General features: G+C 49.6%; 23 protein-coding genes. 7 read left to right on the top strand and 16 right to left on the bottom strand.

The features are described 5' to 3' along the window. Positions 1 to 7 precede the first annotated feature (7 nt). Entirely contained in the window at positions 8 to 1,420 is a 1,413-nt protein-coding gene (gene pykF, locus KP80_RS17740) for a pyruvate kinase PykF (protein WP_052284951.1), read from the top strand. A gap of 310 nt (positions 1,421 to 1,730) precedes the next feature. Then, positions 1,731 to 1,967, top strand: a complete 237-nt coding sequence (locus KP80_RS17735; protein WP_006118977.1) for a major outer membrane lipoprotein — start codon at positions 1,731 to 1,733, stop codon at positions 1,965 to 1,967. Positions 1,968 to 2,032: 65 nt separating this feature from the next. Here the strand turns inward: KP80_RS17735 and ldtE are convergent, their stop codons facing one another. The 12 genes from ldtE to KP80_RS17675 all read right to left on the bottom strand — a co-directional run bounded on the left by ldtE (position 2,033) and on the right by KP80_RS17675 (position 14,300). Then, positions 2,033 to 3,019: a L,D-transpeptidase LdtE gene (gene ldtE / locus KP80_RS17730; RefSeq protein ID WP_052284950.1), complete on the bottom strand. Its 987-nt coding sequence runs from the start codon at positions 3,017 to 3,019 to the stop codon at positions 2,033 to 2,035. Between the two features lie 113 nt (positions 3,020 to 3,132). Further along, on the bottom strand, positions 3,133 to 3,549 hold the full coding sequence (sufE, locus tag KP80_RS17725; RefSeq protein ID WP_052284949.1) for a cysteine desulfuration protein SufE: 417 nt from the start codon (positions 3,547 to 3,549) through the stop codon (positions 3,133 to 3,135). A 13-nt stretch (positions 3,550 to 3,562) separates the two neighbouring features. Continuing rightward, positions 3,563 to 4,783: a cysteine desulfurase SufS gene (gene sufS, locus KP80_RS17720; protein WP_052284948.1), complete on the bottom strand. Its 1,221-nt coding sequence runs from the start codon at positions 4,781 to 4,783 to the stop codon at positions 3,563 to 3,565. Next, positions 4,780 to 6,054, bottom strand: coding sequence for a Fe-S cluster assembly protein SufD (gene sufD / locus KP80_RS17715; RefSeq protein WP_052284947.1), 1,275 nt, complete (start codon positions 6,052 to 6,054; stop codon positions 4,780 to 4,782). Before sufD ends, sufS begins: the two co-directional genes overlap by 4 nt. After that, positions 6,029 to 6,775, bottom strand: a complete 747-nt coding sequence (gene sufC, locus KP80_RS17710; RefSeq protein WP_052284946.1) for a Fe-S cluster assembly ATPase SufC — start codon at positions 6,773 to 6,775, stop codon at positions 6,029 to 6,031. Before sufC ends, sufD begins: the two co-directional genes overlap by 26 nt. Before the next feature lie 17 nt (positions 6,776 to 6,792). After that, positions 6,793 to 8,280, bottom strand: a complete 1,488-nt coding sequence (sufB, locus tag KP80_RS17705; RefSeq protein ID WP_052284945.1) for a Fe-S cluster assembly protein SufB — start codon at positions 8,278 to 8,280, stop codon at positions 6,793 to 6,795. A gap of 10 nt (positions 8,281 to 8,290) precedes the next feature. After that, complete coding sequence (gene sufA, locus KP80_RS17700) at positions 8,291 to 8,656, bottom strand: Fe-S cluster assembly scaffold SufA (protein WP_052284944.1); 366 nt, start codon at positions 8,654 to 8,656, stop codon at positions 8,291 to 8,293. A 291-nt stretch (positions 8,657 to 8,947) separates the two neighbouring features. Further along, complete coding sequence (locus KP80_RS17695; RefSeq protein ID WP_052284943.1) at positions 8,948 to 9,454, bottom strand: fimbrial protein; 507 nt, start codon at positions 9,452 to 9,454, stop codon at positions 8,948 to 8,950. An 11-nt stretch (positions 9,455 to 9,465) separates the two neighbouring features. Then, a complete protein-coding gene (locus tag KP80_RS17690) occupies positions 9,466 to 10,416 on the bottom strand; it encodes a fimbrial protein (protein ID WP_072129159.1) in 951 nt (316 codons plus the stop codon). Between the two features lie 29 nt (positions 10,417 to 10,445). Continuing rightward, positions 10,446 to 12,983, bottom strand: a complete 2,538-nt coding sequence (locus KP80_RS17685; RefSeq protein WP_052284975.1) for a fimbria/pilus outer membrane usher protein — start codon at positions 12,981 to 12,983, stop codon at positions 10,446 to 10,448. Between the two features lie 46 nt (positions 12,984 to 13,029). Then, a complete protein-coding gene (locus tag KP80_RS17680) occupies positions 13,030 to 13,713 on the bottom strand; it encodes a molecular chaperone (RefSeq protein WP_052284941.1) in 684 nt (227 codons plus the stop codon). Between the two features lie 56 nt (positions 13,714 to 13,769). Beyond that, a complete protein-coding gene (locus KP80_RS17675; RefSeq protein WP_052284940.1) occupies positions 13,770 to 14,300 on the bottom strand; it encodes a fimbrial protein in 531 nt (176 codons plus the stop codon). Positions 14,301 to 14,734: 434 nt separating this feature from the next. On the opposite strand from KP80_RS17675, the gene KP80_RS17670 reads away from it, so the two are divergent. From KP80_RS17670 to dgcJ, 3 genes are all read left to right on the top strand, one after another. Beyond that, positions 14,735 to 15,361: a helix-turn-helix domain-containing protein gene (locus KP80_RS17670; RefSeq protein WP_052284939.1), complete on the top strand. Its 627-nt coding sequence runs from the start codon at positions 14,735 to 14,737 to the stop codon at positions 15,359 to 15,361. Positions 15,362 to 15,493: 132 nt separating this feature from the next. Beyond that, positions 15,494 to 16,075: a helix-turn-helix domain-containing protein gene (locus KP80_RS17665; RefSeq protein WP_197276170.1), complete on the top strand. Its 582-nt coding sequence runs from the start codon at positions 15,494 to 15,496 to the stop codon at positions 16,073 to 16,075. Positions 16,076 to 16,291: 216 nt separating this feature from the next. After that, positions 16,292 to 17,812, top strand: a complete 1,521-nt coding sequence (gene dgcJ, locus KP80_RS17660) for a diguanylate cyclase DgcJ (protein WP_052284937.1) — start codon at positions 16,292 to 16,294, stop codon at positions 17,810 to 17,812. 108 nt (positions 17,813 to 17,920) lie between these two features. Here the strand turns inward: dgcJ and ompA are convergent, their stop codons facing one another. Both ompA and KP80_RS17650 read right to left on the bottom strand, forming a co-directional pair. Continuing rightward, a complete protein-coding gene (ompA, locus tag KP80_RS17655; protein ID WP_052284936.1) occupies positions 17,921 to 18,967 on the bottom strand; it encodes a porin OmpA in 1,047 nt (348 codons plus the stop codon). Positions 18,968 to 19,194: 227 nt separating this feature from the next. After that, positions 19,195 to 21,171, bottom strand: a complete 1,977-nt coding sequence (locus tag KP80_RS17650; protein ID WP_052284935.1) for an alkyl/aryl-sulfatase — start codon at positions 21,169 to 21,171, stop codon at positions 19,195 to 19,197. A 799-nt stretch (positions 21,172 to 21,970) separates the two neighbouring features. Between KP80_RS17650 and KP80_RS17645 the strand changes: the two genes are divergently transcribed. Both KP80_RS17645 and ydfZ read left to right on the top strand, forming a co-directional pair. After that, positions 21,971 to 22,489: a phosphoribosyltransferase gene (locus tag KP80_RS17645; protein ID WP_052284934.1), complete on the top strand. Its 519-nt coding sequence runs from the start codon at positions 21,971 to 21,973 to the stop codon at positions 22,487 to 22,489. Between the two features lie 277 nt (positions 22,490 to 22,766). Then, positions 22,767 to 22,970 (top strand): putative selenium delivery protein YdfZ, encoded by a 204-nt coding sequence (gene ydfZ, locus KP80_RS17640; RefSeq protein WP_052284933.1) that lies wholly within the window; start codon positions 22,767 to 22,769, stop codon positions 22,968 to 22,970. A gap of 51 nt (positions 22,971 to 23,021) precedes the next feature. Here ydfZ and umuC read toward each other — a convergent pair whose 3' ends face one another. Continuing rightward, a complete protein-coding gene (gene umuC, locus KP80_RS17635) occupies positions 23,022 to 24,284 on the bottom strand; it encodes a translesion error-prone DNA polymerase V subunit UmuC (protein WP_052284932.1) in 1,263 nt (420 codons plus the stop codon). 2 nt (positions 24,285 to 24,286) lie between these two features. After that, positions 24,287 to 24,706, bottom strand: a complete 420-nt coding sequence (locus KP80_RS17630) for a translesion error-prone DNA polymerase V autoproteolytic subunit (protein ID WP_052284931.1) — start codon at positions 24,704 to 24,706, stop codon at positions 24,287 to 24,289. Positions 24,707 to 24,764 lie beyond the last annotated feature (58 nt).

The raw sequence follows: 24,764 nt of genomic DNA, 5'->3' as shown, positions 1-24,764 counted from the left end.
GACTGTCATGAAAAAGACCAAAATTGTTTGCACCATCGGACCAAAAACTGAATCCGAAGAAATGTTAGGCAAAATGCTTGATGCTGGCATGAACGTTATGCGTCTGAACTTCTCCCACGGTGACTATGCTGAACACGGCCAGCGCATCAAAAACCTGCGTAACGTGATGAGCAAAACCGGTAAGAAAGCCGCTATCCTGCTGGATACCAAAGGCCCAGAAATTCGTACCATTAAGCTGGAAGGCGGTAACGACGTTTCCCTGAAAGCTGGCCAGACCTTCACTTTCACCACCGACAAATCTGTCGTAGGTAACAGCGAAATCGTTGCTGTCACCTATGAAGGCTTCACCACTGACCTGACCGTAGGCAATACCGTTCTGGTTGATGATGGTCTGATCGGTATGGAAGTTACCGCTATCGAAGGTAACAAAGTCATCTGTAAAGTACTGAACAACGGTGACCTGGGCGAAAACAAAGGCGTTAACCTGCCAGGCGTTTCCATCGCTCTGCCAGCACTGGCTGAGAAAGACAAACAGGATCTGATCTTCGGTTGCGAGCAAGGCGTTGACTTCGTAGCAGCGTCCTTCATCCGTAAGCGTTCTGACGTGGTTGAGATCCGTGAGCACCTGAAAGCTCACGGCGGCGAAAACATCCAGATCATCTCCAAGATCGAAAACCAGGAAGGCCTGAACAACTTCGACGAAATCCTCGAAGCGTCTGACGGCATCATGGTTGCTCGTGGCGACATGGGTGTTGAAATCCCGGTTGAAGAAGTTATCTTCGCCCAGAAAATGATCATCGAAAAATGTATCCGTGCACGTAAAGTCGTTATCACTGCGACCCAGATGCTGGATTCCATGATCAAAAACCCACGCCCTACCCGCGCTGAAGCAGGCGACGTGGCTAACGCCATCCTCGACGGCACCGATGCAGTGATGCTGTCCGGCGAATCCGCTAAAGGTAAATACCCGCTGGAAGCTGTGACTATCATGGCGACCATCTGTGAGCGTACTGACCGCGTGATGACCAGCCGTCTGGACTTCAACAACGACAGCCGTAAACTGCGCATCACTGAAGCCGTTTGCCGTGGCGCGGTTGAAACTGCAGAAAAACTGGATGCTCCGCTGATTGTTGTTGCAACTCAGGGCGGTAAATCTGCTCGTGCAATCCGTAAATACTTCCCAGACGCAACCATCCTGGCGCTGACCACCAACGAAACCACCGCGCGTCAGCTGGTGCTGAGCAAAGGTGTTGTTGCACAGGTTGTTAAAGAAATCAGCTCTACCGATGATTTCTACCGCATGGGTAAAGAAGTGGCTGTAGAAAGCGGCCTGGCACAGAAAGGCGACGTGGTCGTGATGGTTTCTGGTGCTCTGGTACCAAGCGGCACCACCAACACGGCTTCCGTGCACGTACTGTAATAATCTACATACTTATTATAGTTTGCTTAAAAAAGCGCCCGACGGGCGCTTTTTTTATACATTCAGAAAATGCGCCTCAATAAAAATCAAATAGGAATTCACTATTTAAATTGAGATTATCTAAGATGAATCCGATGGAAGTTACCTGTTTTCACAGACTTTTTCTCTGCAAACCCCTAAAGTCGGTGCTTCTTTGAGCGAACGATCAAAAATAAGGGAAAACGGATAAAAAAATATTCTCAATATAAAAAAGTTTGTGTAATACTTGTAACGCTACATGGAGATTAACTCAATCTAGAGGGTATTTATAATGAATCGTACTAAACTGGTACTGGGCGCGGTAATCCTGGGTTCTACTCTGCTGGCAGGTTGCTCCAGCAATGCTAAAATCGATCAGCTGTCTTCTGACGTTCAGACTCTGAACGCTAAAGTTGACCAGCTGAGCAACGACGTGAACGCAGTGCGTTCCGACGTTCAGGCTGCTAAAGACGACGCAGCACGCGCTAACCAGCGTCTGGACAACCAGGCTCACTCTTACCGTAAGTAAGAGTTCTGGTAATAAAAATGGCGCACATTGTGCGCCATTTTTTTTGCCTTCGATTTATCCCCTTCCTACTGCGTGACCTTCTCTGAAGACAGCTCGCCATTTTGTGCCGAGAGCACGGATGCAGTGGTCGCTCCCTTTTCACCAGACATCATTATCGGATAACCTGCCCGGCGCGACAGGATTTGCTTCACCTGGGTTTCGCTAACGCTTGCCTGTTCGACAAATTGCTTAAAGGCGGGTGACAACGTCATCTTCATGGTTTGCGTATCCTGAGCAGCATCCTGCGACAGCGGACGATGCACTTCCAGGTAGCGAGTTCCGTTAGGCTCCACCGAGTATTTTACCGGCTCGTTAATGACTCTGACCGTTGTGCCGCTGCGCACCTGACCAAACAGCGCTTTGATATCCGGCGCATTCATTCGGATACAGCCAGAGCTCACGCGCAGGCCGACGCTATCGGGGGCGTTGGTTCCGTGGATAAGGTACTCACCATTACCGTACGCCAGACGCAGTGCAAAGAGCCCCAGCGGGTTATTTGGCCCAGCGGGGACAACCGCCGGTAACGTCACGCCGCGCTCCTGAGAGCGCTTACGGATGCCCACCGTTGGCGTCCACGTTGGGTTAGGGATTTTCTGGCCAACACGGGTGGTCATTTCCGGCGTTTCCAGCCCTTGCAGACCTATGCCAATGGGATAGACCTGCACCTGTTGTTCTCCCGGCGGGAAGTAGTACAGACGCAGCTCCGCCAGGTTGACCACAATGCCTTCACGCGGTACATCCGGCAGCAGCATCTGCGATGGGATGGTCACTACGGTGCCCGCTCTAGGGACCGGTGCGATGGTATTATTGGCTTCGAGGATAAGCATCGCCGCCGTATCAAAGCGTCGGGCGATAGCCTGGAGGTTCTTATCCCCTTCCTGAACGGTGTAGGTTTGGTTCTGACCGATTAAACGGCTGTTGGCAGGGGGTAACGGGTAGTCGACGGCCCAAGCGCTAGAAATCGCGCTGAGGGCGCTTAAAATGCTGAGTGTTAAAAGGGACGCGCGCTTCATATCTGGATTCCTTATTCATATTCACTGACAACGTGCCAGAAAGCTGAACGACCAGTAGGGCGGGCAACCCGCCCGCCTTTCTTCATAACAGAATCGAAGCTGTCTTTTCTATATTAGCTAAAACTCGCCGCACGCGTGCGGATTGCGCGGATCATCGCCTCCAGTCCCTGAGAACGTGATGGCGTTAAATGCTGAGCCAGCGCCATCTGCTCAAACCAGGGACGAACATCAAAGGCTTGTACATCAGCGGCGGTCATTCCATCGTAGAGGATAAACACAACCGCAATCAAGCCCTTAACAATGGCCGCGTCGCTATCGCCGACTAATGTGATACATCCCTGCTCATCGCGGTCCATCACGATCCACACCTGGCTTTGACAACCCTGGATGATGTTTTTTGCCGTGTGCTGCTCCGGGCTGAGCGGCGGCAGTCGCTGTCCTAATTCAATGATATAAAGATATTTTTCTTCCCAGTTAGCGCAACGATTAAAATTGCGTAACAGTTTCTCTTTATCCGGTAAAACCGCCATCGTGGGCTCCCTGTTATCCCAGTAAACGTTGAATGCGCTGTAGCCCCGCCACCAGCCGGTCTACCTCTTCAACGGTGTTGTACATGGCCAGCGATGCCCGACACATGGCAGGAACCTGATAGAATTCCATCAACGGCATCGCGCAGTGGTGCCCGGTTCGAACGGCAATACCGTAGTTATCAAGGAAACTCCCCACATCATAGGCGTGGTGTTTTCCAAGATTAAACGCAATCACCCCCAGCCGGTTAGCCGGACCATACAGATGAAGCTCAGGAATGGTGGCGAGCGCATCAAGCGCATAGCGCATCAGCGTTTGCTCATATTCACCGATAGCCGTCAGCCCCAAGCCATTCACGTAATCCAGCGCGGCGCCCAGGCCAATGATGCCCCCCGTATTGGGGGTACCGGCTTCAAACCGCCACGGCGCTTTCGCCCAGGTAGTGCCTTCCGTCAAGCTTACCGTGGCGATCATCGAGCCGCCGCCTTCCCACGGTGGCATTGCCTGAAGAATATCCTCTTTGACGTACAGAGCGCCGATGCCCGTTGGCCCGTACAGCTTATGGCCAGAGAAGGCGTAAAAGTCACAGTCGAGAGCCTGCACATCAACCGGGTGATGCATCACCGCCTGAGCCCCATCCACCAACACTTTCGCACCGTGTTGGTGAGCCAGCGTAATCAGTTCCGCCAGCGGGTTCTCGGTACCCAACACGTTGGATACCTGCGTGACGGCCAGCAGGCGCGTGCGCTCATCAAACAGCTTTGTGGCAGCCTCCAGCTGTAGCGTACCGTCGGCGTTTAACGGAATGACGCGCAGCTCGGCCCCGCTACGCGTGCAAAGCATTTGCCACGGCACAATATTAGCGTGATGTTCCATGGCGGTAATGACGATGTTGTCACCCGCCTTGACGTTGCTGGTGCCCCAGCTATTAGCCACCAGATTAATGGCTTCGGTCGTGCCGCGGACGAAGACAATTTCTTCTGCACTTGCGGCGTTGAGGAATCGCGCCACCTTCTGGCGCACCTCCTCCATCCGCTGCGTCGCCTCAGCGCTTAAAGTATGGATCCCGCGATGAACAGCTGCGTAGCCATGACGATAAAAAGTGGCTTCCGCGTGGATCACCTGTTCAGGTTTCTGCGCGCTGGCGGCGGAATCAAGGTAGGCCAGCGGTTGCCCGTTGACCTCACGCGCCAGAACGGGAAAATCGCTACGCACCTGTTGTACGGAAAAGGTCATCGTTCACCTCCAGACAGACGTTGCCCAATCCGCGCCAGTACGTACTGTTTGAGCGGTTCGAGGGTAATGGCGTCCGTTAAGCCCGCAGCAAACGCATAGAGGATGATTTTTTTTGCCTCCTCCAGCGCGACGCCGCGCGAGCGTAGATAAAAGAGTTGTTCATCATCGATGCGGCCCACGGTGGCGCCGTGGCTGCACTTCACGTCATCAGCGTAGATTTCCAGCTGCGGTTTGGTATCCACCTCGGCCAGACGCCCCAGCAACAGATTGTTATTGGTCATCTGTCCGTCGGTTTTAATCGCATGCGGAGCAACGGTTATCACGCCGTTAAACACGGCGCGCCCCTTGTCACTGACGATGGTCTTATGCAACTGGCGACTGTTGCAGTAGCCCTTATTGTGCTCAAGCCAGGTGCGGGTGTCGCACACTTCAGTGTTCACCGGCATCGACAGGCTGTTGACCCTCAGCGTGCTGTTTTCACCGTTTAGCTGCGTGCTGGTGTGATGGCGAGTGACCGCTGCGCCCAGCAGAAAACTGTGGCTGAAGGCCGAAGCGTCGCGTCCTAAGCGCAGATCGTTATGGGCAAAGTGGTAGCTGCTCGCATTTTCAAACCCCAGCTTGAGGTGTTGAAGCTGAGCGTTATCTGCCACGTCGGCAGTCAACCGGGAGCCGGTAAAGTGCCGCGTTTCATTCAGGCTCACGTACTGCTCAATCACCGTGGCTTGCGCCCCGCTCTCTATCTGCAGATGATGGCGATAATGCGCCGTGTTCATCTCGTCGCTCGCCAGGCCGCGAGTGATGTGCAATAACAGTAGCGGCTTCGCCGGGTGCTGATGACGGCGCACCTGAATATGCGTTACGCTGGTGGCCAAACTTTCGGTCAGATGCAAGAAGATTTCGCCATGCACGGCTTCCGGCAGCGATTGACGCTGGTTATTCACCACCACCTCAAAACCGCTGTCGGTGAGATCGTCGCTCAACCGGGCATCGAACTGCCCGTCGACAAACACCAACCGCCAGGCATCTAATGCCAGCGCATGCGTATCGCGCTCTGCCACCGTCAATGCCGGTAATGCCGGTGCGACAAACGTGCTGGTCAGCAGTTTATCCAGCGAAGTGTATTTCCAGTCCTCGTCTTTACGCGATGGCAGCCCAAGCTGTTTAACCTGCTTAAGATGCGCCTGCGCCTGTGGTGAGGCCTGCCCGCCGCGCGCCTGAAACAGCGCATGCCACTGCTGCAGCGCGCTACTGTTGTTCGCTAAGCCAGCCATAGCCCTGCTCCTCCAGTTGTTTCACCAGCGTGAAGTCCCCGGATTTCACGATGCGTCCCTGATACAGCACGTGCACTACATCCGGCTTGATGTAATCGAGGATCCGCTGATAGTGGGTAACGATGATAAAAGCACGCTTACCATCGCGCAGGGAATTGACCCCCTCGGAGACGATTTTTAAGGCATCGATGTCTAACCCGGAATCCGTCTCATCCAGAATACACAATGACGGCTCCAGCACCGCCATCTGTAGGATGTCATTACGTTTTTTTTCACCGCCGGAGAAACCAACGTTCACTGAACGGGTTAACAGATCGGCCGGCATTTTCAGCAGATCGATTTTCTCTTCCATCAGATCCTGAAAATCAAAACGATCCAGCGGTTCCTGTCCGCGATGCGCACGCACCGCGTTCAGCGCGGTTTGCAGGAAGAACTGGTTGCTAACGCCGGGGATTTCGACCGGATACTGAAAGGCCATAAAGATACCTTCGCCGGCACGTTCCTCCGGCGACATCTCCAGCAGATCGTGGCCTTTGAACGTCACTTCACCGCCGGTCACGGTATAATCTTCACGCCCCGCCAGGGTAGCAGAGAGCGTACTTTTCCCTGAGCCATTTGGCCCCATAATGGCGTGGACTTCGCCTGGACGCACGTTCAGGCTTACGCCGCGCAGGATCGCTTTATCGTCAACGGATACCTGTAAATCTTTGATACTCAACATATCGCTTCCCTTAATACTTAACCGACGCTGTGTTCGAGGCTGATAGCCAGCAGTTTTTGTGCTTCCACGGCAAACTCCAGCGGCAGTTCCGAGAAAACATCCTTACAAAAACCGTTCACGATCATCGAGATCGCATCATCTTCACTAATTCCGCGCTGCAGACAGTAAAACAGCTGATCCTCACCAATGCGCGAGGTCGTCGCCTCGTGTTCCAGCTGCGCGCTGTTATTGCGACATTCCACATAAGGGAACGTATGCGCGCCGCAGTCCGGGCCGATAAGCATGGAGTCGCATTGGGTATAGTTACGCGCGTTGGTGGCGGTAGGCATGATTTTCACTAAGCCACGGTAGCTGTTCTGGCTATGTCCGGCGGAGATCCCCTTCGAGATAATGGTCGATTTGGTATTCTTGCCGATGTGGATCATCTTGGTGCCGGTGTCGGCCTGCTGGTGGCCGCTGGTTAATGCCACTGAGAAGAATTCACCAACGGAATTATCGCCGCGCAGAATGCAGCTCGGGTATTTCCAGGTAATTGCCGAGCCGGTTTCCGACTGCGTCCAGGACATTTTGCTGTTTTCACCTTCGCACAATGCGCGCTTGGTGACGAAGTTAAGGATCCCGCCGCTGTTGTTATCGCCGGGGAACCAGTTCTGCACGGTGGAGTATTTGACCTCTGCATCTTTATGGATGATCACCTCAACCACCGCCGCATGCAGCTGGTAGCTTTCGCGAACCGGTGCGGAGCAGCCTTCAATGTAGCTGACGTAGCTTCCTTCATCGGCAATCAAAATCGTTCGTTCAAACTGACCGGTTTTTTCGGCGTTAATGCGAAAATAGGTAGACAGCTCCATCGGGCAACGTACGCCTTTCGGGATATAGATAAAAGTGCCGTCAGACGCTACCGCGGCGTTGAGCGCGGCAAAAAAGTTATCGTTTGCCGGGACGACCGTACCAAGGTAGCTTTTCACTAAATCGGCGTGATCGTGTATCGCCTCACCGAAGGAGCAAAAAATGATCCCCTGCTCCGCCAGTTTTTCACGATACGTGGTCGCCACCGATACGGAGTCAAAAATAGCGTCAACCGCCACTTCTTTGCCTTCACGTACCGGCACGCCCAGTTGATTAAAGGCCGCTTCTACTTCGTCCGTCAAAAAGCTGCTGGTCCCCGGCTGCTGCTGAGCACCCGGTTCAGAAGCGCAGGTATCGTCGCAGTTGCCGCACGACGGTGCCGAGTAGTAGCTGTAATCCTGATAGTTTAAGCCGTCATATTTTGCTTTGAGCCAGTGTGGTTCTTCCATCTCCAGCCACGCATGGTAGGCCTTGAGACGAAACTCCAGCATCCACTCCGGTTCATTGCGGCGCGCGGAAATCGCCCGCACGACCTCTTCGTTGATGCCCTTTGCCAGCTCATCGGTTTGCAGCTGAGTAAAGAAGCCTTCTTTATAATTTAGCGGGCCACCGGCCCAGGTCTGGACATCGTCAGTTGCGTCAGTATTACGCGTCATTATATACCGCCTATACCCCGAAGCTTTCGCCGCAGCCGCACTCGTTCTGCGCCTTCGGGTTATGGAATTTGAATATCTGGTTTAAGCCTTCGCGGACGTAGTCCACCTCGGTACCATCGATAAACGGCATCGCCTGCAGCGGCACCCACAGCTTGGCGCCGTCGGACTCAAACAGCAGGTCGTCTTTTTTAGGTTCAGTCACGGTATCCAGCACATAAGCAAAACCGGCACAGCCGGACGTTTTCACGCCCAGACGTATCCCCTGCACGTGCTGTTTTTCCGCCAGTTCGCAGACATGAGCCGCCGCAGCCGGCGTCATACTGACGCCTCGCCAGGTAAAATCGGCTGGATTGAAGGTTTCTGATTGCAAATCCATAGGTCCACCTTATGAGTTAAAGCCCCCAGGGCATCCCCCTATGGTAGTGATAATGATAATCACTTCAACCCCTTGGCAGCAGGGGCTTTCAGAGATACGGGGGCATTTTGGCTGCTTTTACTAAGCATAGACCCTAAGTGCAGGGTTAACAGGTGGGTGAGAAAATGTTCAATGCATTGAAAAATAATGACTATATGATTTATAACCAGCAAACAAGGTCATAAATAAAAGATGTATAGTTAATACCTATTTATAGGATAGGCAATCAACCGCGGATACGGCCAACGTCACCTACTGATAGACAAATGTCGCCGTCACCACCGCCTCAATGGTGCCAGAACTCGCATTACCCTGTGGCGTATAAACCCTGGCATGCAAATTATAGGTATAGGCATTGTTGACGATATTCCCGGTAATCGATTTCCCATCGCCCAATTTGTCACCCTCCAGACTTTGCACCTGGACTGCCACATTCTTTGCACTGCCGCTGTTTCGATACATATCGTCTGGATTAGACTCATCCTCATCGCCATGAAAAGTCATCACCGCCTTGGTGGTCGCCGACGGACAATCGACAAGTTTGATATGGAAATCGACCCAGTCAGTCGCGGTGCCTGCGGTTTTTAATTTTAGGTTTGAGATCTCATCGCCCAAATTAACCTGCTGGTAAACACTTTCATCACTAATATTGCAGGCGGACGCAATCACATTGCCATAAACATTAACCGGTACCGGATCGTCAGCCAGCGCTGGGGTCGCCGCCAATAGCAGCACGCTTAAAATACAACTCGTTTTCATCCCTGTCTGCCCTATTGGTAGGTGATACTTAAGGTCGCTGATGTATTGGCCGAACCTTCAACAACCGTTGTCCGGGTTTGGTAATAACGGGCAACGAACGGGAATGTTTCCTGGCCCCCCGCCGACTGTTTGAGCAAAAGTTTACTGCCCAGCACCAGCGGCGTTCCGTTATACAGAATCTGTACCCCAACGCCCTGAGCCACACCAGCCCCTCCTTGCCCGGTCAACTCAAGAACGGTATTGGTGCCAACATCAGGATTTTGCGATCCCTGCAGGGTGACATTGACATTCGCCCCAGCATCGCAATCCAGCGCCAGGCTTTGCGTATCCTGATTTGAGCTTGGGGAATACCCGACCGCGTCACTGAAATTGCTCAACGGTATATCGCCCAAATTAAACGTTAGCGCCTTGGTGGCCCCCAGTGAACAAGCCACCTTGGTAATCGTACCCGACGTTAATTTCACATCACCGGTATCTTCAAAACCGCTAATTGATGCAACCGCAAGCTTGCCTAACGTAAGATTTCCACCGGATACGGCACCGTCTATTTTGACCAGCTCTGTCTGGATACCAGAACCTATTCTTGCATATTGGTTAGCCGCCATACTCATGGTGTAGGGCAAGGTTTTACCGGCAGAAACATCCGTCAGCCGGATCCCAACGCCGGTAATATTGGTTTTATAAACATCGGCTAATTCAGAACGTACACTGAAAAGGCGCATCGACCAGATATAGGTCCAGCTCGTTGTGCACCCCCAAAGATCTTGCCCCATTTCCCAGGGTGCACCAGCAACAGTGGTTAATACCGTGCCACTTGTTGCATCCCGAGGGACCGTAACGGAACCAATATTCACGTTTCGTGTTTCATATCCGTAAGGCGATAGCGAACAGCTAGCCCAAACCTGACCGGTGCCGATAAGTGCTACCAGCAGACAAAACCCATATCGTAAAACGTTACGCATGATTCATTTAGCCTTATTGGATTTCTCAGTTAGTGGGTACAGCGAGCCGAAAGCATCACGATCCCGGCCGTCACTTCGGCCCCAGTGGTATCGTAATTAACACGGCATCGGCGTTTCGCATCATTGCCCCAATCCACGCTCAAACTCCCGGTTGGCTCCATACCGGTTAAATACACTTGCCCCTGCTCGCCCACGATAAAGCTTTTATCCTGGTGCTCTGCGTTAACCACCGTGGCCCCAAAGGGAACGGCATTTCCATCGGCATTCACGAGCGTGAGCAGTATTTTGAGCCCTCTGTTGGTGTTATATCGCGCTCTGACGATGGCGCCACGCGTAGGGACAACGGTTTGGCTGGTCAGCTCCAGGTCAACATCATCCGGCATTGACAGCGGGTTCAGGGTCAATGTGTTCTCTCGATACGGCGTTACATTCCCTGCGACGGTATAGCCACGAAAATCAGTCTTCACTCCGGTCTGATTCTGCACGCTGACGCCATGAGCGCCGGGAGCCTGAATCAGCACGTTGGTTTCATTCAGCGGTTGTGACAATGTAATTCCATTCGCGTGAGCAATAATTCCGCCCTGCAGGCCGTAATTAAGTCTTTCGGTATTATCGTCATAAGAATAACCACCGCTCACTTCCCCATAAGTTCCCTTATAGTCAGCGTTGGTGCTGCCCGAATAGCCCATATTATTGGTGCCGTAACCCTGCTGAACGCCCCAGCTCAGAGCATTATTTTCCAGGGCAACGCCGTTGAGGCTGACATTGTGCGTAGTACCGTTATTCTTGCTGCTATTCATGCTATAGCCCGCCCATGTACCGGGTAAAAACCGTTCCAGCGGGATCCCTATATTGAGAGCTAGCTGCTGATCGTGGTCATAGGTCGCTGTGTTGCCATAATATTCGCCGCCACCATTCTTACTGTAGGTGTAGGTAACGCCGTAAGTTATCCCTTTCCAGTTGTTGTTGTACCCCACGCTGAGCGACTCCATGCTTTGATCGGAATTCCAGTAATCCTCCCGCACGCCGCTTATCGACAGCGACCCCAGGTCATCACCCAGCGTCTGGCTCAACGTCAATTCCATTCTGTTGCGGCGACGATCTTGTAATGCACTGCTGTCGCCATAAGAATCAAGCACCTCCTGCATACCGTAGTAACCGCTGGTCGAATAGCGGTAGCCGGCAATCGCAAAATTGGTCCCTGTCTCCACAAAGTTTTTGCTGTAACGAATACGCCACGACTGGCCGCTTGAGGAGTCCTGCTGATATGGCGAGGATTTCGCCATGGTAACGTCAGTAGAAAACGCCCCCAGCGCGCCCATGTTGATACCGCTACCCAGTGCCGCCGATTGATATTTATCCGACTGCTGGACGCCGCCATAAATCGTAAATCCTCGAGGCAAACCATAAATTGCCGTGATTTGTCCGTAGGATGTTTTATCGACGCTACTGTTGTAGGAACGGTACTGGCCGCCGGTAATGGCATACTTAAATCGCCCTTCACGCTGTAAAACGGGCAACGATGCAAATGGCACCGTGAATTTTTGTTCGCTGCCGTCGGCTTCTTTCACCGTGACGTTTAAATCGCCAGCGCTCCCCGTCGGATACATATCGGTGATTTCAAAAGCCCCCGGGGCAACGTAGCTTTGGTAGATGACGTAGCCGTTCTGGCGAATAACCACCTGCGCGTTTGTACGCGCAATACCGCGAATCACGGGCGCATAACCTTTTTGAGAGTCGGGGATCATGTCATCATCCGAGGCAATCTGTGCGCCGCGAAAGGGTAAACTATCGAAAATATCCCCCGGCGATGAGCTATCACCGACCGTAAGCTGCGCTTTGAGCGGAATGATGGCGCGCTGCAAATAGGTATATACGGTATCCCAGTTATCCTGCCCGTTGCTGTCGCGATTCCAGGTCGTGTAATTCCGTAGGCGCCATGGTCCGATATTCACTCCGGGGCGAAGGTTCATGTACTGGCTGTTACTGCCCCCGTCAGAACCATTACGTGCCCAGTTATTATCGCCGCTCAGCGAATAATTCAGCATCGCCGCCGTGATCCCTTCATCCCACTGCGCTGGCGGTACATAGCCGCGGGCCTGCTGCGAAAGCGCGGCTTGCGGAATGCTAATAAGCAGCCGCTGTGCACTAAACTGGAACTCTGTTGTTGCCTGGGGTATCGCGCTCAAATCGGCACAATCACCCGTTTTTGACAGCCCTGGAAACAGTTCCGTTTTAACACCCCAGCTCTTAAGCAAATCAACACTGATGCAGGGTTGCAGGCTACCTTCCCCATCAGGATCGTTGTTTGCCGTAAAGGTAATGTCTCGGGTATCGATATCTTGCTGATCGAGGAGAACGTCAACCCGGTAGGTCCCAGGAATTTGTGAACCATTCTCAAAAGCGGAAAGATCGACGTCTCTCTTTCCTGTGCTATCACGTTCAAGTAATTCAGGGTTAAAATAATCGCGGGCAGAGGCCGTTTGCGTGAATCCTGAAATAGCAAAGGCAATCAAATATGCCAGTCGTGCATATTTGAAAGCAGTAGACTCTGATATTCGGCACATAAACGAACACTCCATTCAAGCAATCCTTGCTTATTTACTTTGGTGTTTAAAAATGAGCGCTATGCGCCGCACTCACGCCGCCAAAATCACCGATCGTCTTAAATGAAATATTGCCACCGGACGCCCCAGCAGGAAGGTCAAAACGCTCGCTGGACTCTGGCATGACAAAAGTAACGTTCTCGATTTTTTTGCCGCCGACACTAATTTCATTGAAATTAAAAATATACTTACTGGAGTTATTAACCTGTAACTGGTTACCAACGCGCTGCCATGTTAATTTATTGGCTAACTCATAGAGTTCATCCTGACTGATATCAGCCAATGTCGCAGGGCGATAAATAAGTTTCATTCTTGATTTAATAGCAATCTGCAAGGTATTTGATTTGCGTTCTGACGCAGGTATAGACTTAATATTCAACCAGTACAGAGATTCCTTATCCTGAGGCAAACCACCGGCCATCACGATACGCTCAACGTTCTGCTGGCCTTTATCAAGGCGATATAACGGTGGTGTCACAATAAAAGGGGCTTTCTTAGTGCCTCCTGGCATATCAACCCATGACTGAATCAAATAGGGTGTTGAGTCTGGGTTCGTTACGCTAATAGAGGTTTCTTTCTTGCTTCCGTCATAGATAACCCGCGTGCCGCCAATAACAATACCAGCCTGCGCGGTCATAAGCCCTGATAAAACGGTGACACCAGCAATAAGGGATTTACTCAGAAAGTTCATTTTATTTCTCTTAAAACGGGGCCGTGTCCAGCCCCGGATAATTTCAGCGAGGGAAATTAGTTGTAGTTGACGATGAAGTCAGCCGTACCGTTAGCATCACCCGCACCGACGCTAGCAGCCGTTGATTGGTACTGAGCAGAGAACGCCAGGCTATTTTCAGCCGGTGTCGCCGCTAAGGTATAGCGATAGTCGTTGGTGCCGTTAATAGGTAACTGAGTGTCATCAGCGGTCATGATGTTGATACCAACGCCAGTCGCACCACCCGTGACGGCTAAGAGCGCTGGGTTTGTTGCATCTTCATTACCTGAAAATTGAACATGCGCAGAGGTCACTTCTTCTGGGCAAGCGGTGAGCTTAATCGTAAACGCGGTAGCGGCTGTGGTCTGATCTGCTGCGGTAAACTGATCTTTTGGCCACTCCCCAAGTTTTACCGTTTGGTTGCTGGTGGTCACATCCACTTTGCAACCAGCATCAAGAATTTTCCCTTCGAATTTCACCGTGCCGCTTGCCAGTGGTGCAGAGTTCGCAGCCACAGAGGCGAAGATACCGGTTGCGGCAAAAACGATGGCGAGTGCTTTCAATTTCATTTCTATTTCCTTAAGAGCAGAATTTTTATATCTGGAGAGTGACAAAAACCACGTCAGATTCCATATATTGACAGGATGAATTATCACATTGAAATATATTAAAAACGAATGAAGCGATTAACATTCATCATCGATATAGAACTCCATCCTTCACCTGATAAATATTACCGCGCCACTCGAACAGGAATATATAAGAACGCTTTCTCACTAACAATTTCAATTGAGACCAATTGTAGACTCATTTCTTAACATAAAACCAACATCACCAGGTTTGTGTGCCGTCGTGTGAATGCACAAAATACAAACTAAAAAGTCTAAAATGAGAGTGATTTTTTATTTAAAGCCCGTATTCTTCTGGCTATGATAGCCATCGACTTCATCGTATAAAAATAACCATACACAACACCATATTCCTTCAGAGGAAATAGATAAAAATGAAACCCACGCCGGAAATAAATCATCTTATCGGCTGGTTCTCACCTTACGGTGAAAGCATTGAGATTTCTCGCGGAAGTATACTTCGTTACCATTACAATGGTGTCCGGTACTGCTATTTATTGCAGGAGGGTGAGCTTACGCTTAATCGCCATGGCGATGGCATGGTATTAAGTACCGAGCACGCGCCTTTTATTCTTGGCGTGTGTAATCAATTTTACCATGGCGATGGGTTATATATTCGGGCCATGACGCCGTCTACAGTATGCCGCTTACCCCTTGAACGATTTAATCTTTTGGTTGAGAAATATGCTCTATGGCAAGACATGTGCCGTCTGCTGGTTTACACCGCGTCCAGCGTCTATGAGCAATATAGTATTACGTCACACATGTCTTCGTATGAAATAATTAAATACCAACTGTATCAATTGGACCAGGAACCGTCTCAGGTAAAGCGTCGCTTTACCGCAGCAAACTACATTCTGGACAGAACATGTCTTTCACGCAGCGGAATTATGCGTATTCTTGGGCAATTACGTGATGCGGGTTACATCAGACTGGAGCGCGGTATACTCATTGAGCTAACACCATTACCGGATAAACATTCAGAAGTGGCTAAGCCCTAACTTATTCACATAAAGTACATAAAACATGCTGGTAGATAACTATACTAAGAAAAATCCATAGTTGATGCAGAGTTATCTATGCCCAGGGTGCCCCAATCCACGATCACCCCACCTTCACCTTACTCTAGAGAGTTGGTTGAGAAACTCCTCCCTTACGCCGAATTAAAACGCGTGGTGGCACGCAAACGCCTCTTTTTACGAAGCGGGCAGAATCACTACTGTTATCTTATTGTCAATGGCCATGTCATTGTGCACCGCGACGATGACGACCTTGCGATGGCATCGATCAGCTCACCGTCGCTAATCGGTATTGGCAACCTGGCAACCCATTCGATGAACGGCTACATCAAAATGCTGAGCGCATCCGATATTGGCATTATGTCACTCGACAAGGCACAGGAGATTATCCGCGAGCAAAACCTCTGGGAGCTTCTGGCGATGCATATGATGATTATCACCAGCAAGTTATACGCTTCTAATAAAATTCTCACTGCCCCCACATCTTACGACATGATCAAGGCCCAGCTCTTTGAGCTCATGAGTGAAGATCCTGGATTTCGCTTGAGGATCACTGCAGAAAGCTACATTCGAGACAAAACCAACCTGTCGCGCAGCGGGATTATGCGCATATTGTCGCAACTCAAGGAAGGGGGTTACATTGAGATCCAGCGTGGGATTCTGATGCAGGTCAACCCCCTACCCGATAAGTTTTAATGCAAACGACGAGATCGTAGAGATAAAAAAACAATGCTGGGCAGACGCGAGTGTAAAGGGTTATGCCACACAAATGCCCTGTCTGATTAATGGCGAATACGTTCCTCGCATATAATGATAAATGACATTCACGCAGATTTTATATGAGATATATAATTTTGGATGATAGAATACACTCTGTCATTGTAAACGGATTTGCGTTAAGGTCTTACTGTTGTGTTACAAAAAAAATACCTCTTTGCAATAATCATTATCATTACGCTCACAACTTCTATATTTGTTTCCATCTTTGCTAAAGAAACGGAACGACTGCATAACTACCTGGGTTATGTTGTAGAAAATGGAAAGTCGGCATTATTTTTTGAAGAGTTTATTAACCAAAAAATCGCATTCCAGCTATCAAAAGATTTCGCCGCTCCGCGAGCGCAGCACAGTAGCATCACCGCGAAAAATATTTGTGATAAAATTGAAAGAATTGGTGACATTACAGGCCTTAATTTAACAAAAAAGACCACCACGGAAATCGACGGTACACTGCAGACGCGGAACACGGATTGTAAGACCTGGAGTCAAGACCTGCCAGCACTTGCCGACATAAACAAAACTATTTTCAGAAATGAAGGAAAGTATAGTTTCTCAAACTATAACGGCTACCTTTTCGATGACATTCGGTATTATATAGATCTGTCTAATAATTATATTTACATCAATAAACTTGTTGATACCAATAACTATACCTTTAACAACTGGTTAGTTGCCGATGGCAATTCAATCAACATTTCAAAAAGTGCACAAACAATAGAAATAGATGATGCCGCACTTGCCGATCTGTATAGCGGAGAGAGCATTACTTCTCGCGTTTACGAGGATGGGTACACCCAACAAAACATTATCAGCATGCTGACCCCTGTTTTTGATAGAGAAAAGATGAAAGGCATCTTCATCACCGATATTAGCATTGAGAGTTTGGCCACCTCATTCTTCACTATCGACAGACCATTTCTGTGGAATTTCCTGAATCTCTACGTAACAGATGACATAACCGGTTCAGAAATTTTATTCCATAAACCTAAATACCCGACGCTGTCTACTCTCGATTATGAAGAGGAAATCACCAAAAATTATACCCTACATGTAAAACTGGGTTATATCTATATCCTGCTCAACAATGCCTGGCTAATTGTTTTATATATTACCAGCACAATAATAATCTGTAAGTATACCAAAACGCAGTTTGCCAAAAATGAATTTTTATCCAGAGACAACGTTACCGACTCAATGACGGGACTGTACAATAGAAAAATATTAACACCATCCCTGCACGAAAAAATACAAATGCTCATTGAGCGAAATATCGCCATAACGGTTATTGCCATCGATAGTGACGGGCTAAAAAGCATTAATGATACGCTGGGTCATCATATTGGCGATAAGGTGATTCAAAATCTCGGCATGGCGCTGTCATTATCTATCCGTAAAAGTGATTACGGGATCCGTCTTGGCGGGGATGAGTTCAACCTGATTCTTATTGATAACACATTGCAGAGTTCTCACGTGATTATCTCGCGAATTCACGAAAAACTAGCCATTATTGATAGAGATAATTTGGTTAATTTCTCATATGGCTGTTACCAGTTAGATAAAGATGACACGCTGGAATCGGCGTTTCTTAGAGCAGATAGCCTCTTATATCAGCACAAGCGCGATAAATACGATTATCGCAACGCAAAAAAATAGTATCCCATCGCTTGAGTGAAAACCCAGGGAGCTTTCCCTGGGTGGCTCAATGAGCAACGGCGAGCAGATATCACGGACATCCGTGACGGACAGCCCTGCAGCGGCTTCTTAATGCTTATCTGAAATTTCAATCACCACATGGCGATCCGGTGCGAGACAGTGAATCAGCTGCTGGCCAGACTGCCCATCACAACTTGTCCCCGTCACGGAATCATTTGCGCCATGCCCTTCAGCCGTAATATTGGCGGCTGGCATACCTAATGCGACCAGTTCATCTGCCACGGCTTGCGCACGTTGCGCCGACAGCTGTTGGTTGTAGTTGGCAGCGCCAGTTCGGTCACTGTAGCCAATCACTACCGTGGCTTTGTCTTTTGCCGGCTGCATGCCAGGACTCTGATACAACTGTGAAACGGCTGCTTTACCTTCCGGTGTGAGTGTCGCGGAGTCATAACCAAACATCACATCCGATTTTAAATTAAAGCGCTGAGGTTCGGCGACGGGAGCAGTGACAACCGCTGGCGCGGCAACGACAGGTGCATCATCATGCTGGCCAAATCGGTATGACAGACCTGCGGTCACCGAACTCACATCGCTCGATACGCCAATCTGGTTTTCATTACCCACATTGCTCACCCACTGATATTCCAGTCGCCCTGCCCAGTTCTTATTAAAGGCATATTCAGTCCCCACCGCAACCACCGGACGTACGCCGGTTTCAAAGCGGTTATGGCCTTTAATATCAGATTCCGCACGGTATCCCATCGCACCGGCACGGCCATAAAGGTCCCAGTTATCCGTCAGCCCATAGCTTGCTTTCAACGAGAGTTGTAAGCCCTGGCTTTTCATCTGGGATCCCGATGCGCCATTTTTGCCATTAAACTGCATATTGCCTAAGTAATCATAACCACCTTCCACGGCCAGCCATGGCGTGATTTGGTAGCCTGTAAATACACCACCGCCGACATTATCGCTGTCAAAACTGACATCGCCATATTGATGTCCATCCGCGCCCGTTTGCTGACTGGCACTGGTGTCAAAATAGTGTGACCAACCAAATTTGCCACCTGCATACCAGGTTCCAGCATCCGCGGCCGCAAATGCCGTTGTTGCCGTCAATGCGTTCGCAATGATGAGAGTAATAAGCGCCTTCTTCATAATTTTCCTATTATCGATTTGCCATTAGTCAGGGAGTTACCTGTAAAGTGGCGCTACAATAAAATGTTTATTCGACGCTGATAATCGCTTTTTAATTTATTTCTGGACTTCCCTGTAGAGTATTTTCATGGCGGTACAGGCTAGTAACCTCAAGTACTGAATCATTTATATATAAATATTCCTAATAAAAAAGCTGCCCGTAGGCAGCTTGTTCAACGTGGCCAGTATTACGGCGTGACAATATTGAACCAGAATTCAAATTTGTCCATATAACCCAGCATCTCTTCAAGCTTCGCACCATTCCCTGCGACCTTCACTTCCCCTTTATCTTCAGCCTGTTTGAGCGTTTCCTCTTTCAGGATGATTTTATTCAAGGTTGCACGGTCCAGCGTAATGGTTGCGTCAGCATCTTTCGCTTCTGCATCGGCGGTATGGTTCAGCACACCGTTTTCCAGCTCCAGTTTGTATTTACCACCGTCGTTACCGAGGTCAATGTTAAATACGGCTTTCGCATTGCCGGCTTTCTGTCCGTTGATATGTACCGCCAGATAATCAAAGAACATTTCTGGTGTCATTGCCCGTACGGTATCCGGGCTCGCAGTATTCGGCGTTGGCCCTTTCAGCACGCCATTACGCAGCTCCTGCGCACCGGTCAGGTAGAAGTTACGCCATGGGCCCGATTCAGCCTGATAGCCCAACTGCTCCAGCGCGTCTGCTTCCAGATTTCGAGCTTCCTGGTTTTTCGGATCGGCAAAGACAATTTTGCTGACCACCTGCGCAACCCAGCGATAGTTACCCTGAGCAAAGTCTTCTTTGGCTTTGGTCATAATGGCATCTGCGCCACCCATATAATCAACGAATTTCTTCGCAGCTTCCTCTGGTGGCAACTCATCCAGCGTTGCCGGGTTGCCATCAAACCAGCCGAGGTACAGCACATAGGTGGCCTTCACGTCATGACTGACCGAACCATAGTAGCCACGGTTAGCCCAGGTATGGGCCAGACTGTCCGGCAGCTTGAAGTCGGCGGCGATTTCATCGCGTGTCAGGCCCTGGTTCGCCATACGTAGCGTCTGGTCGTTAATGTAACGATAGAGGTCACGCTGACTTTTCAGCAGATTAACGACGTTTTCATTGCCCCAGGTTGGCCAGTGGTGCTGAGCCATAATGATCTCAGCTTTATCACCCCAGCGGACAATCGCTTCGTTGATATATTTAGACCACGGCAGTGGCTCACGGATCTTCGCACCACGCAGTGAGTAAGTATTATGCAGGGTATGGGTCACATCTTCTGCCGATTCGATGAGTTTTTTCTCTTCGATATACCACAGCATTTCAGACGGTGCCTCAGAACCCGGCGCTAACATGAAGTCGTATGTCAGGCCATCAATCACCTCTTTCTGACCATCTTTTTCAATGATGTTCGTTGGGGCGATAAGCGTGACGGTACCGGCGGAGGTTGTTGTCCCAAGCCCGGCGCCGACCTGACCTTTCGCATCAGGCTTCAACAAGTTACCGTACATATAGCTCGCACGGCGGCTCATCACGTTACCGGCCATGATGTTTTCCGCAACGGCGGCTTCCATAAATCCAGAGGGGGCGTAAACCTTCACTTTGCCAGATTTCACATCGGCTTCATCAACGACGCCGCGAACGCCGCCGTAGTGGTCAACGTGGCTGTGGGTATAAATAATGGCAACAACTGGTTTTTTACCGCGATTTTTATAATAGAGTTCCATCCCCACTTTCGCGGTTTCAGCAGAAACCAGTGGGTCCACCACCGTGATCCCCTCTTTCCCCTCAATGATGGTCATGTTGGAAAGATCAAGGTTACGGATTTGATATACACCGTCAGTGACTTCAAACAGGCCGCTGATGTTAATCAGCTGCGATTGACGCCACAGGCTTGGGTTAACGGTATCCGGTGACTTTTCACCTTCTTTAATAAACGCGTACTGCTGCGGATCCCAAATGACATTACCCTGCTCGCCTTTGATAACATCAGTCGGCAGCGCGGCGATAAAACCTTTATGGGCATTGGTAAAATCAGTGTTGTCAGAAAAAGGTAATTGGTTGTAAAGCGCATCGTTGGCTTTTTTAGTGGCGTCAGTTGCGTCTTTCGCCGATACATCGGCATAAGCTGGCAGAATTGCCGTTGACATCAGCCCAGCGAGAGCCAGACTTTTGACAATAAGCTTCAGTTTCATTGTGCCTCTCTTTTACTTGCATTGGCCTGGTAAAAAGTTAACTTCAGTAAGTCCTTAATAACGTCTGCAAATTCACCACACACATTGATTAATAAACAATAACCGCTTTGTTACATTCCGCCACACCAAAACAACAAATACCCACCTTAAATTGACATTAATTTTATTTTTATGAATTTAATTTAAGACATAAAAATATAACGCAATGAAAAATAAAGACTTTTTCACATTGATGTTTTATTTAACATTTGACGAAATGACATTGATAAACTAGCGAGACGTATTGAAGTTAAACTGTAATGTGTGAAACGATTCACCTAGCCGTATACCGAAAGATAATAACAGCCGAACACTTAAACACTCCTAATGCATTTCATCTGCAAACAAAAAAGTGGCCAATTCCCTATAATACTTTCAGCAAGGTCGTACTATGAACCTCACGAATATGAGTGAATCGTTAGATAAAATACGGGCTATTAAGATAATTATCTGAAATGAATTTTGGATTGGACAATGAATATTAAGCAGCGTTTGAACGCTACAAATATCATCAATGGTTGAAGGGAAACGCTCGCGTTACTGATTATTTCCGTTTCTTACATCAGGTTTATGTTAGATTTGTCGTTATGAACGATGTGCTGCTAGCAAAAACGAAAAGCGGCGTAGAGGCAGACAAAAGCCCAGACAACGATTTCGGTCGCAGCTCGGCCACGCTGGCCCCCTTATATCGTCATATCACAATCTTAAAACTGGCCCGTAGATTACTTTCTGAACAGAACATCTGACATATGGAGTTCACTTGAAAAACCAGCATATTGGCGACATCATCCTCGACGAAGAGGCGATTGCAGCAGGCGTCCGGCACGTCGCAGCGCGATTAAATCAGGATTTTACGGATGCGGTGGTCATCACTGTCGTTCCAGGCGGGATCCTGTACACCGCAGACTTGACCCGGCAACTGACTTTTGACGTTAACATGGACTATATCTCGTGCCCTCATACTCCGGGCGACCGTAACAACAGCTCCACGATTGTTTATCATCATAATATTGAGATACAAGGCCGCCACGTCATCATCATCGATGATGCCATTGAGTCTGGCGGCACCATGAAACGCCTTGTAGAATTTGTTGCGGAGAACTACCAGCCGGCTTCGATATCCATTGCCGTCTTGTTTGTCAAACCCGGTCGCGTCGACATCCCTGTTAAACAATATTATGCCTATGAAATGGAGAATGATGATCTCCTGATTGGTTACGGGATGCCATGGGATAATAAATATCGCAACCGGCCGAATGTGGCGAAGCTTATCAAGTAGCCGCATACTTCCCTGGTCCGCACGGCTTAATACGCGCTATTGCCGTATTAAGCCCGTCATCTCAAGTCCTACTCCCGGCGGTAGAAATATGGCCGCACAGGTCAATGGCTATTATTTAACCCACTCGATACCGCCTCGAAATTATCACCTTGAAATTTTCTCGATAATCCTCATTTAAAAAACACCAATTTGACGAAGCTCAAAACATCACGTTTTCGACAGCGCTATTAATTCACACCGCAAATATTGCCCGTCTAACAAGTGAAAGGAGGAGACGATGAAAACCTACGATCGTAACCGTAACGCTATCACTATCGGTAGCCTTGTCATGATTGCCAATAATGGCGCAACCGGCGTGATCCGCACAATTCACGGTGAAGGTAAAACGGCTGAGCAGTTACGCCGTGCTGACTGTGTCGAGATTGAGGGGTGTGAAGGTATGTATTGCCCGCTTGAACTGGTTCGCCTGGGCTTCCACTAATCGCGTCGTATCGTTTAGAGCAGGCCAATGATAGGCCTGCTCTTATCAAAACTATCTTACCTGCAGCAGATCGCTATATCGCGTTGTATAACGTGGCGAGAGCATGCCACGTTTCATTTGCCATGATGGTTCAATACCCTGCCCGGCAAAATAGAGTGTTCCACGCCCTTCTTTTTTATTCAGGCGATCCAGCGTCTCCATCAACTGAGCACTATTATGATGCGGGACATAATGATCAAAGAGATCAAACTGAGCAACGCCCCGGCTATAGAAATCCCCTAGCATTACGCCTGCTTTCTGATAGCGATGGCCTTCTCGCCAAATAATGTCCAGGCTACGGGTAGCCGCGTTGATAATGTCGCGAGAATCCTGAGTCGGCGTCAATAATCGAATCGCCGCATTATTGCCGTAATACACTTCATTCGCTGAAAAGGGTGAAGTCTTAATAAAGGTAGCGATAAAACGGCAAAACTGACGCTCATGACGCAGTTTTTCCGCCGCACGCGCCGCATAGCTGCAAATAGCCTGACGCATAGATTCATAGTCACGAATACGATCGCCAAACGATCGCGAGCAAATAATCTCCTGTTTAGCCGGCGAAAACTCCTCAAATGCCAGACAGGATTCACCGCACAGCTCGCGGATCGTCCGTTCCAGCACCACGCTAAAGTGCCGACGGATAACCCATGTTGATTGTTGCGCTAAGTCGAGCGCCGTCATAATGCCCATGGCGTTGAGTTTTTTACTGATACGGCGCCCAACCCCCCATACCTCTTCCACGGGTACCAACGCCAGGAGCCGACGCTGGCGCTCAGGACTGGATAAATCCACCACGCCATCCGTCTGAGGCCATTTTTTTGCCGCGTAGTTAGCCAGCTTGGCAAGCGTCTTGGTGGGCGCGATCCCGACACCAACGGTAAGACGCGTTCTCTGTCGAATGGTTTCCTGAATATCCTGGCCAAACTCGGTCAGCTTTCGGCAGGCGCTGACGCCCGTCACATCACAGAACGCCTCATCGATGCTGTAAATCTCAACTTTCGGCGTCATCTCTTCAAGAATCGCCATCACGCGCTCGGAGAGATCGGCATAAAGCTCGTAATTACTGCTAAAGCAGACGACCCCATGATGCCGCAGTTTTTCCTTTTGTTTAAAATAGGGCACGCCCATTTCGACAAACGGCTTTGCGGCCGCATTTCGCGCAATCACACAGCCATCGTTGTTGCTCAGCACAATCACCGGACGCTCTTTCAAATCAGGACGAAAGGCTATCTCACAGGAAGCATAGAAACTATTGACGTCCACTAAGGCAAACATATTTAGCGTCTGATTTTCACAATACCGGTGACGACGCCAAAGATATCGAGGATACCTTCACTCCCAATCACAATCGGGCTATAGGCTTCATTCATCGGATTCAGTTGAACGACCGGGTGCAGCTGTAGCTGTTTGACGGTGAACTCCCCGTCCACCGCGGCAATCACAATATCACCCTGTTTTGCCTTCAGCGAACTATCAACAACCAGCAGATCCCCCGAGCTGATCCCACCGTTAATCATGCTGTCCCCCGCGGCTTTCACGAAATAGGTCGCCGACGGATGCTGCACAAGCAGCTCGTTGAGATCAATGCGTTGCTCAACGTAGTCCTGTGCCGGGCTGGGGAAACCGCACGATACGGTCGTGCTAAATAACGGCAACGCGATAACGTCGCGTTGTTCAGACAATGTGAAAAACCGCATAATGATCACCTAATGCATATACTGCTGTCTCTTATACACATCTCCGAGCCCACGAGAC

The sequence above is a fragment of the Kluyvera genomosp. 1 genome (assembly GCF_001266615.1).
Classification (GTDB): Bacteria; Pseudomonadota; Gammaproteobacteria; order Enterobacterales; family Enterobacteriaceae; genus Kluyvera; species Kluyvera cryocrescens_A.
The sequence above is the reverse complement of the archived record's forward strand: the minus strand, read 5'-3'. Positions and strand labels throughout refer to the sequence as shown.

Bases quoted from the DNA above. Each gene is read 5' to 3' on its own strand.
- KP80_RS17630 (WP_052284931.1), bottom strand. From the start codon at position 24,706: ATGCGGTTTTTCACATTGTCTGAACAACGCGACGTTATCGCGTTGCCG.
- KP80_RS17680 (WP_052284941.1), bottom strand. From the start codon at position 13,713: ATGAACTTTCTGAGTAAATCCCTTATTGCTGGTGTCACCGTTTTATCA.
- sufE (WP_052284949.1), bottom strand. From the start codon at position 3,549: ATGGCGGTTTTACCGGATAAAGAGAAACTGTTACGCAATTTTAATCGT.
- sufB (WP_052284945.1), bottom strand. From the start codon at position 8,280: ATGACGCGTAATACTGACGCAACTGACGATGTCCAGACCTGGGCCGGT.
- pykF (WP_052284951.1), top strand. From the start codon at position 8: ATGAAAAAGACCAAAATTGTTTGCACCATCGGACCAAAAACTGAATCC.
- sufS (WP_052284948.1), bottom strand. From the start codon at position 4,783: ATGACCTTTTCCGTACAACAGGTGCGTAGCGATTTTCCCGTTCTGGCG.
- ldtE (WP_052284950.1), bottom strand. From the start codon at position 3,019: ATGAAGCGCGCGTCCCTTTTAACACTCAGCATTTTAAGCGCCCTCAGC.
- KP80_RS17690 (WP_072129159.1), bottom strand. From the start codon at position 10,416: ATGCGTAACGTTTTACGATATGGGTTTTGTCTGCTGGTAGCACTTATC.
- KP80_RS17695 (WP_052284943.1), bottom strand. From the start codon at position 9,454: ATGAAAACGAGTTGTATTTTAAGCGTGCTGCTATTGGCGGCGACCCCA.
- sufD (WP_052284947.1), bottom strand. From the start codon at position 6,054: ATGGCTGGCTTAGCGAACAACAGTAGCGCGCTGCAGCAGTGGCATGCG.
- KP80_RS17675 (WP_052284940.1), bottom strand. From the start codon at position 14,300: ATGAAATTGAAAGCACTCGCCATCGTTTTTGCCGCAACCGGTATCTTC.
- KP80_RS17735 (WP_006118977.1), top strand. From the start codon at position 1,731: ATGAATCGTACTAAACTGGTACTGGGCGCGGTAATCCTGGGTTCTACT.
- ydfZ (WP_052284933.1), top strand. From the start codon at position 22,767: ATGAAAACCTACGATCGTAACCGTAACGCTATCACTATCGGTAGCCTT.
- KP80_RS17650 (WP_052284935.1), bottom strand. From the start codon at position 21,171: ATGAAACTGAAGCTTATTGTCAAAAGTCTGGCTCTCGCTGGGCTGATG.
- ompA (WP_052284936.1), bottom strand. From the start codon at position 18,967: ATGAAGAAGGCGCTTATTACTCTCATCATTGCGAACGCATTGACGGCA.
- KP80_RS17670 (WP_052284939.1), top strand. From the start codon at position 14,735: ATGAAACCCACGCCGGAAATAAATCATCTTATCGGCTGGTTCTCACCT.
- sufA (WP_052284944.1), bottom strand. From the start codon at position 8,656: ATGGATTTGCAATCAGAAACCTTCAATCCAGCCGATTTTACCTGGCGA.
- KP80_RS17685 (WP_052284975.1), bottom strand. From the start codon at position 12,983: ATGTGCCGAATATCAGAGTCTACTGCTTTCAAATATGCACGACTGGCA.
- umuC (WP_052284932.1), bottom strand. From the start codon at position 24,284: ATGTTTGCCTTAGTGGACGTCAATAGTTTCTATGCTTCCTGTGAGATA.
- sufC (WP_052284946.1), bottom strand. From the start codon at position 6,775: ATGTTGAGTATCAAAGATTTACAGGTATCCGTTGACGATAAAGCGATC.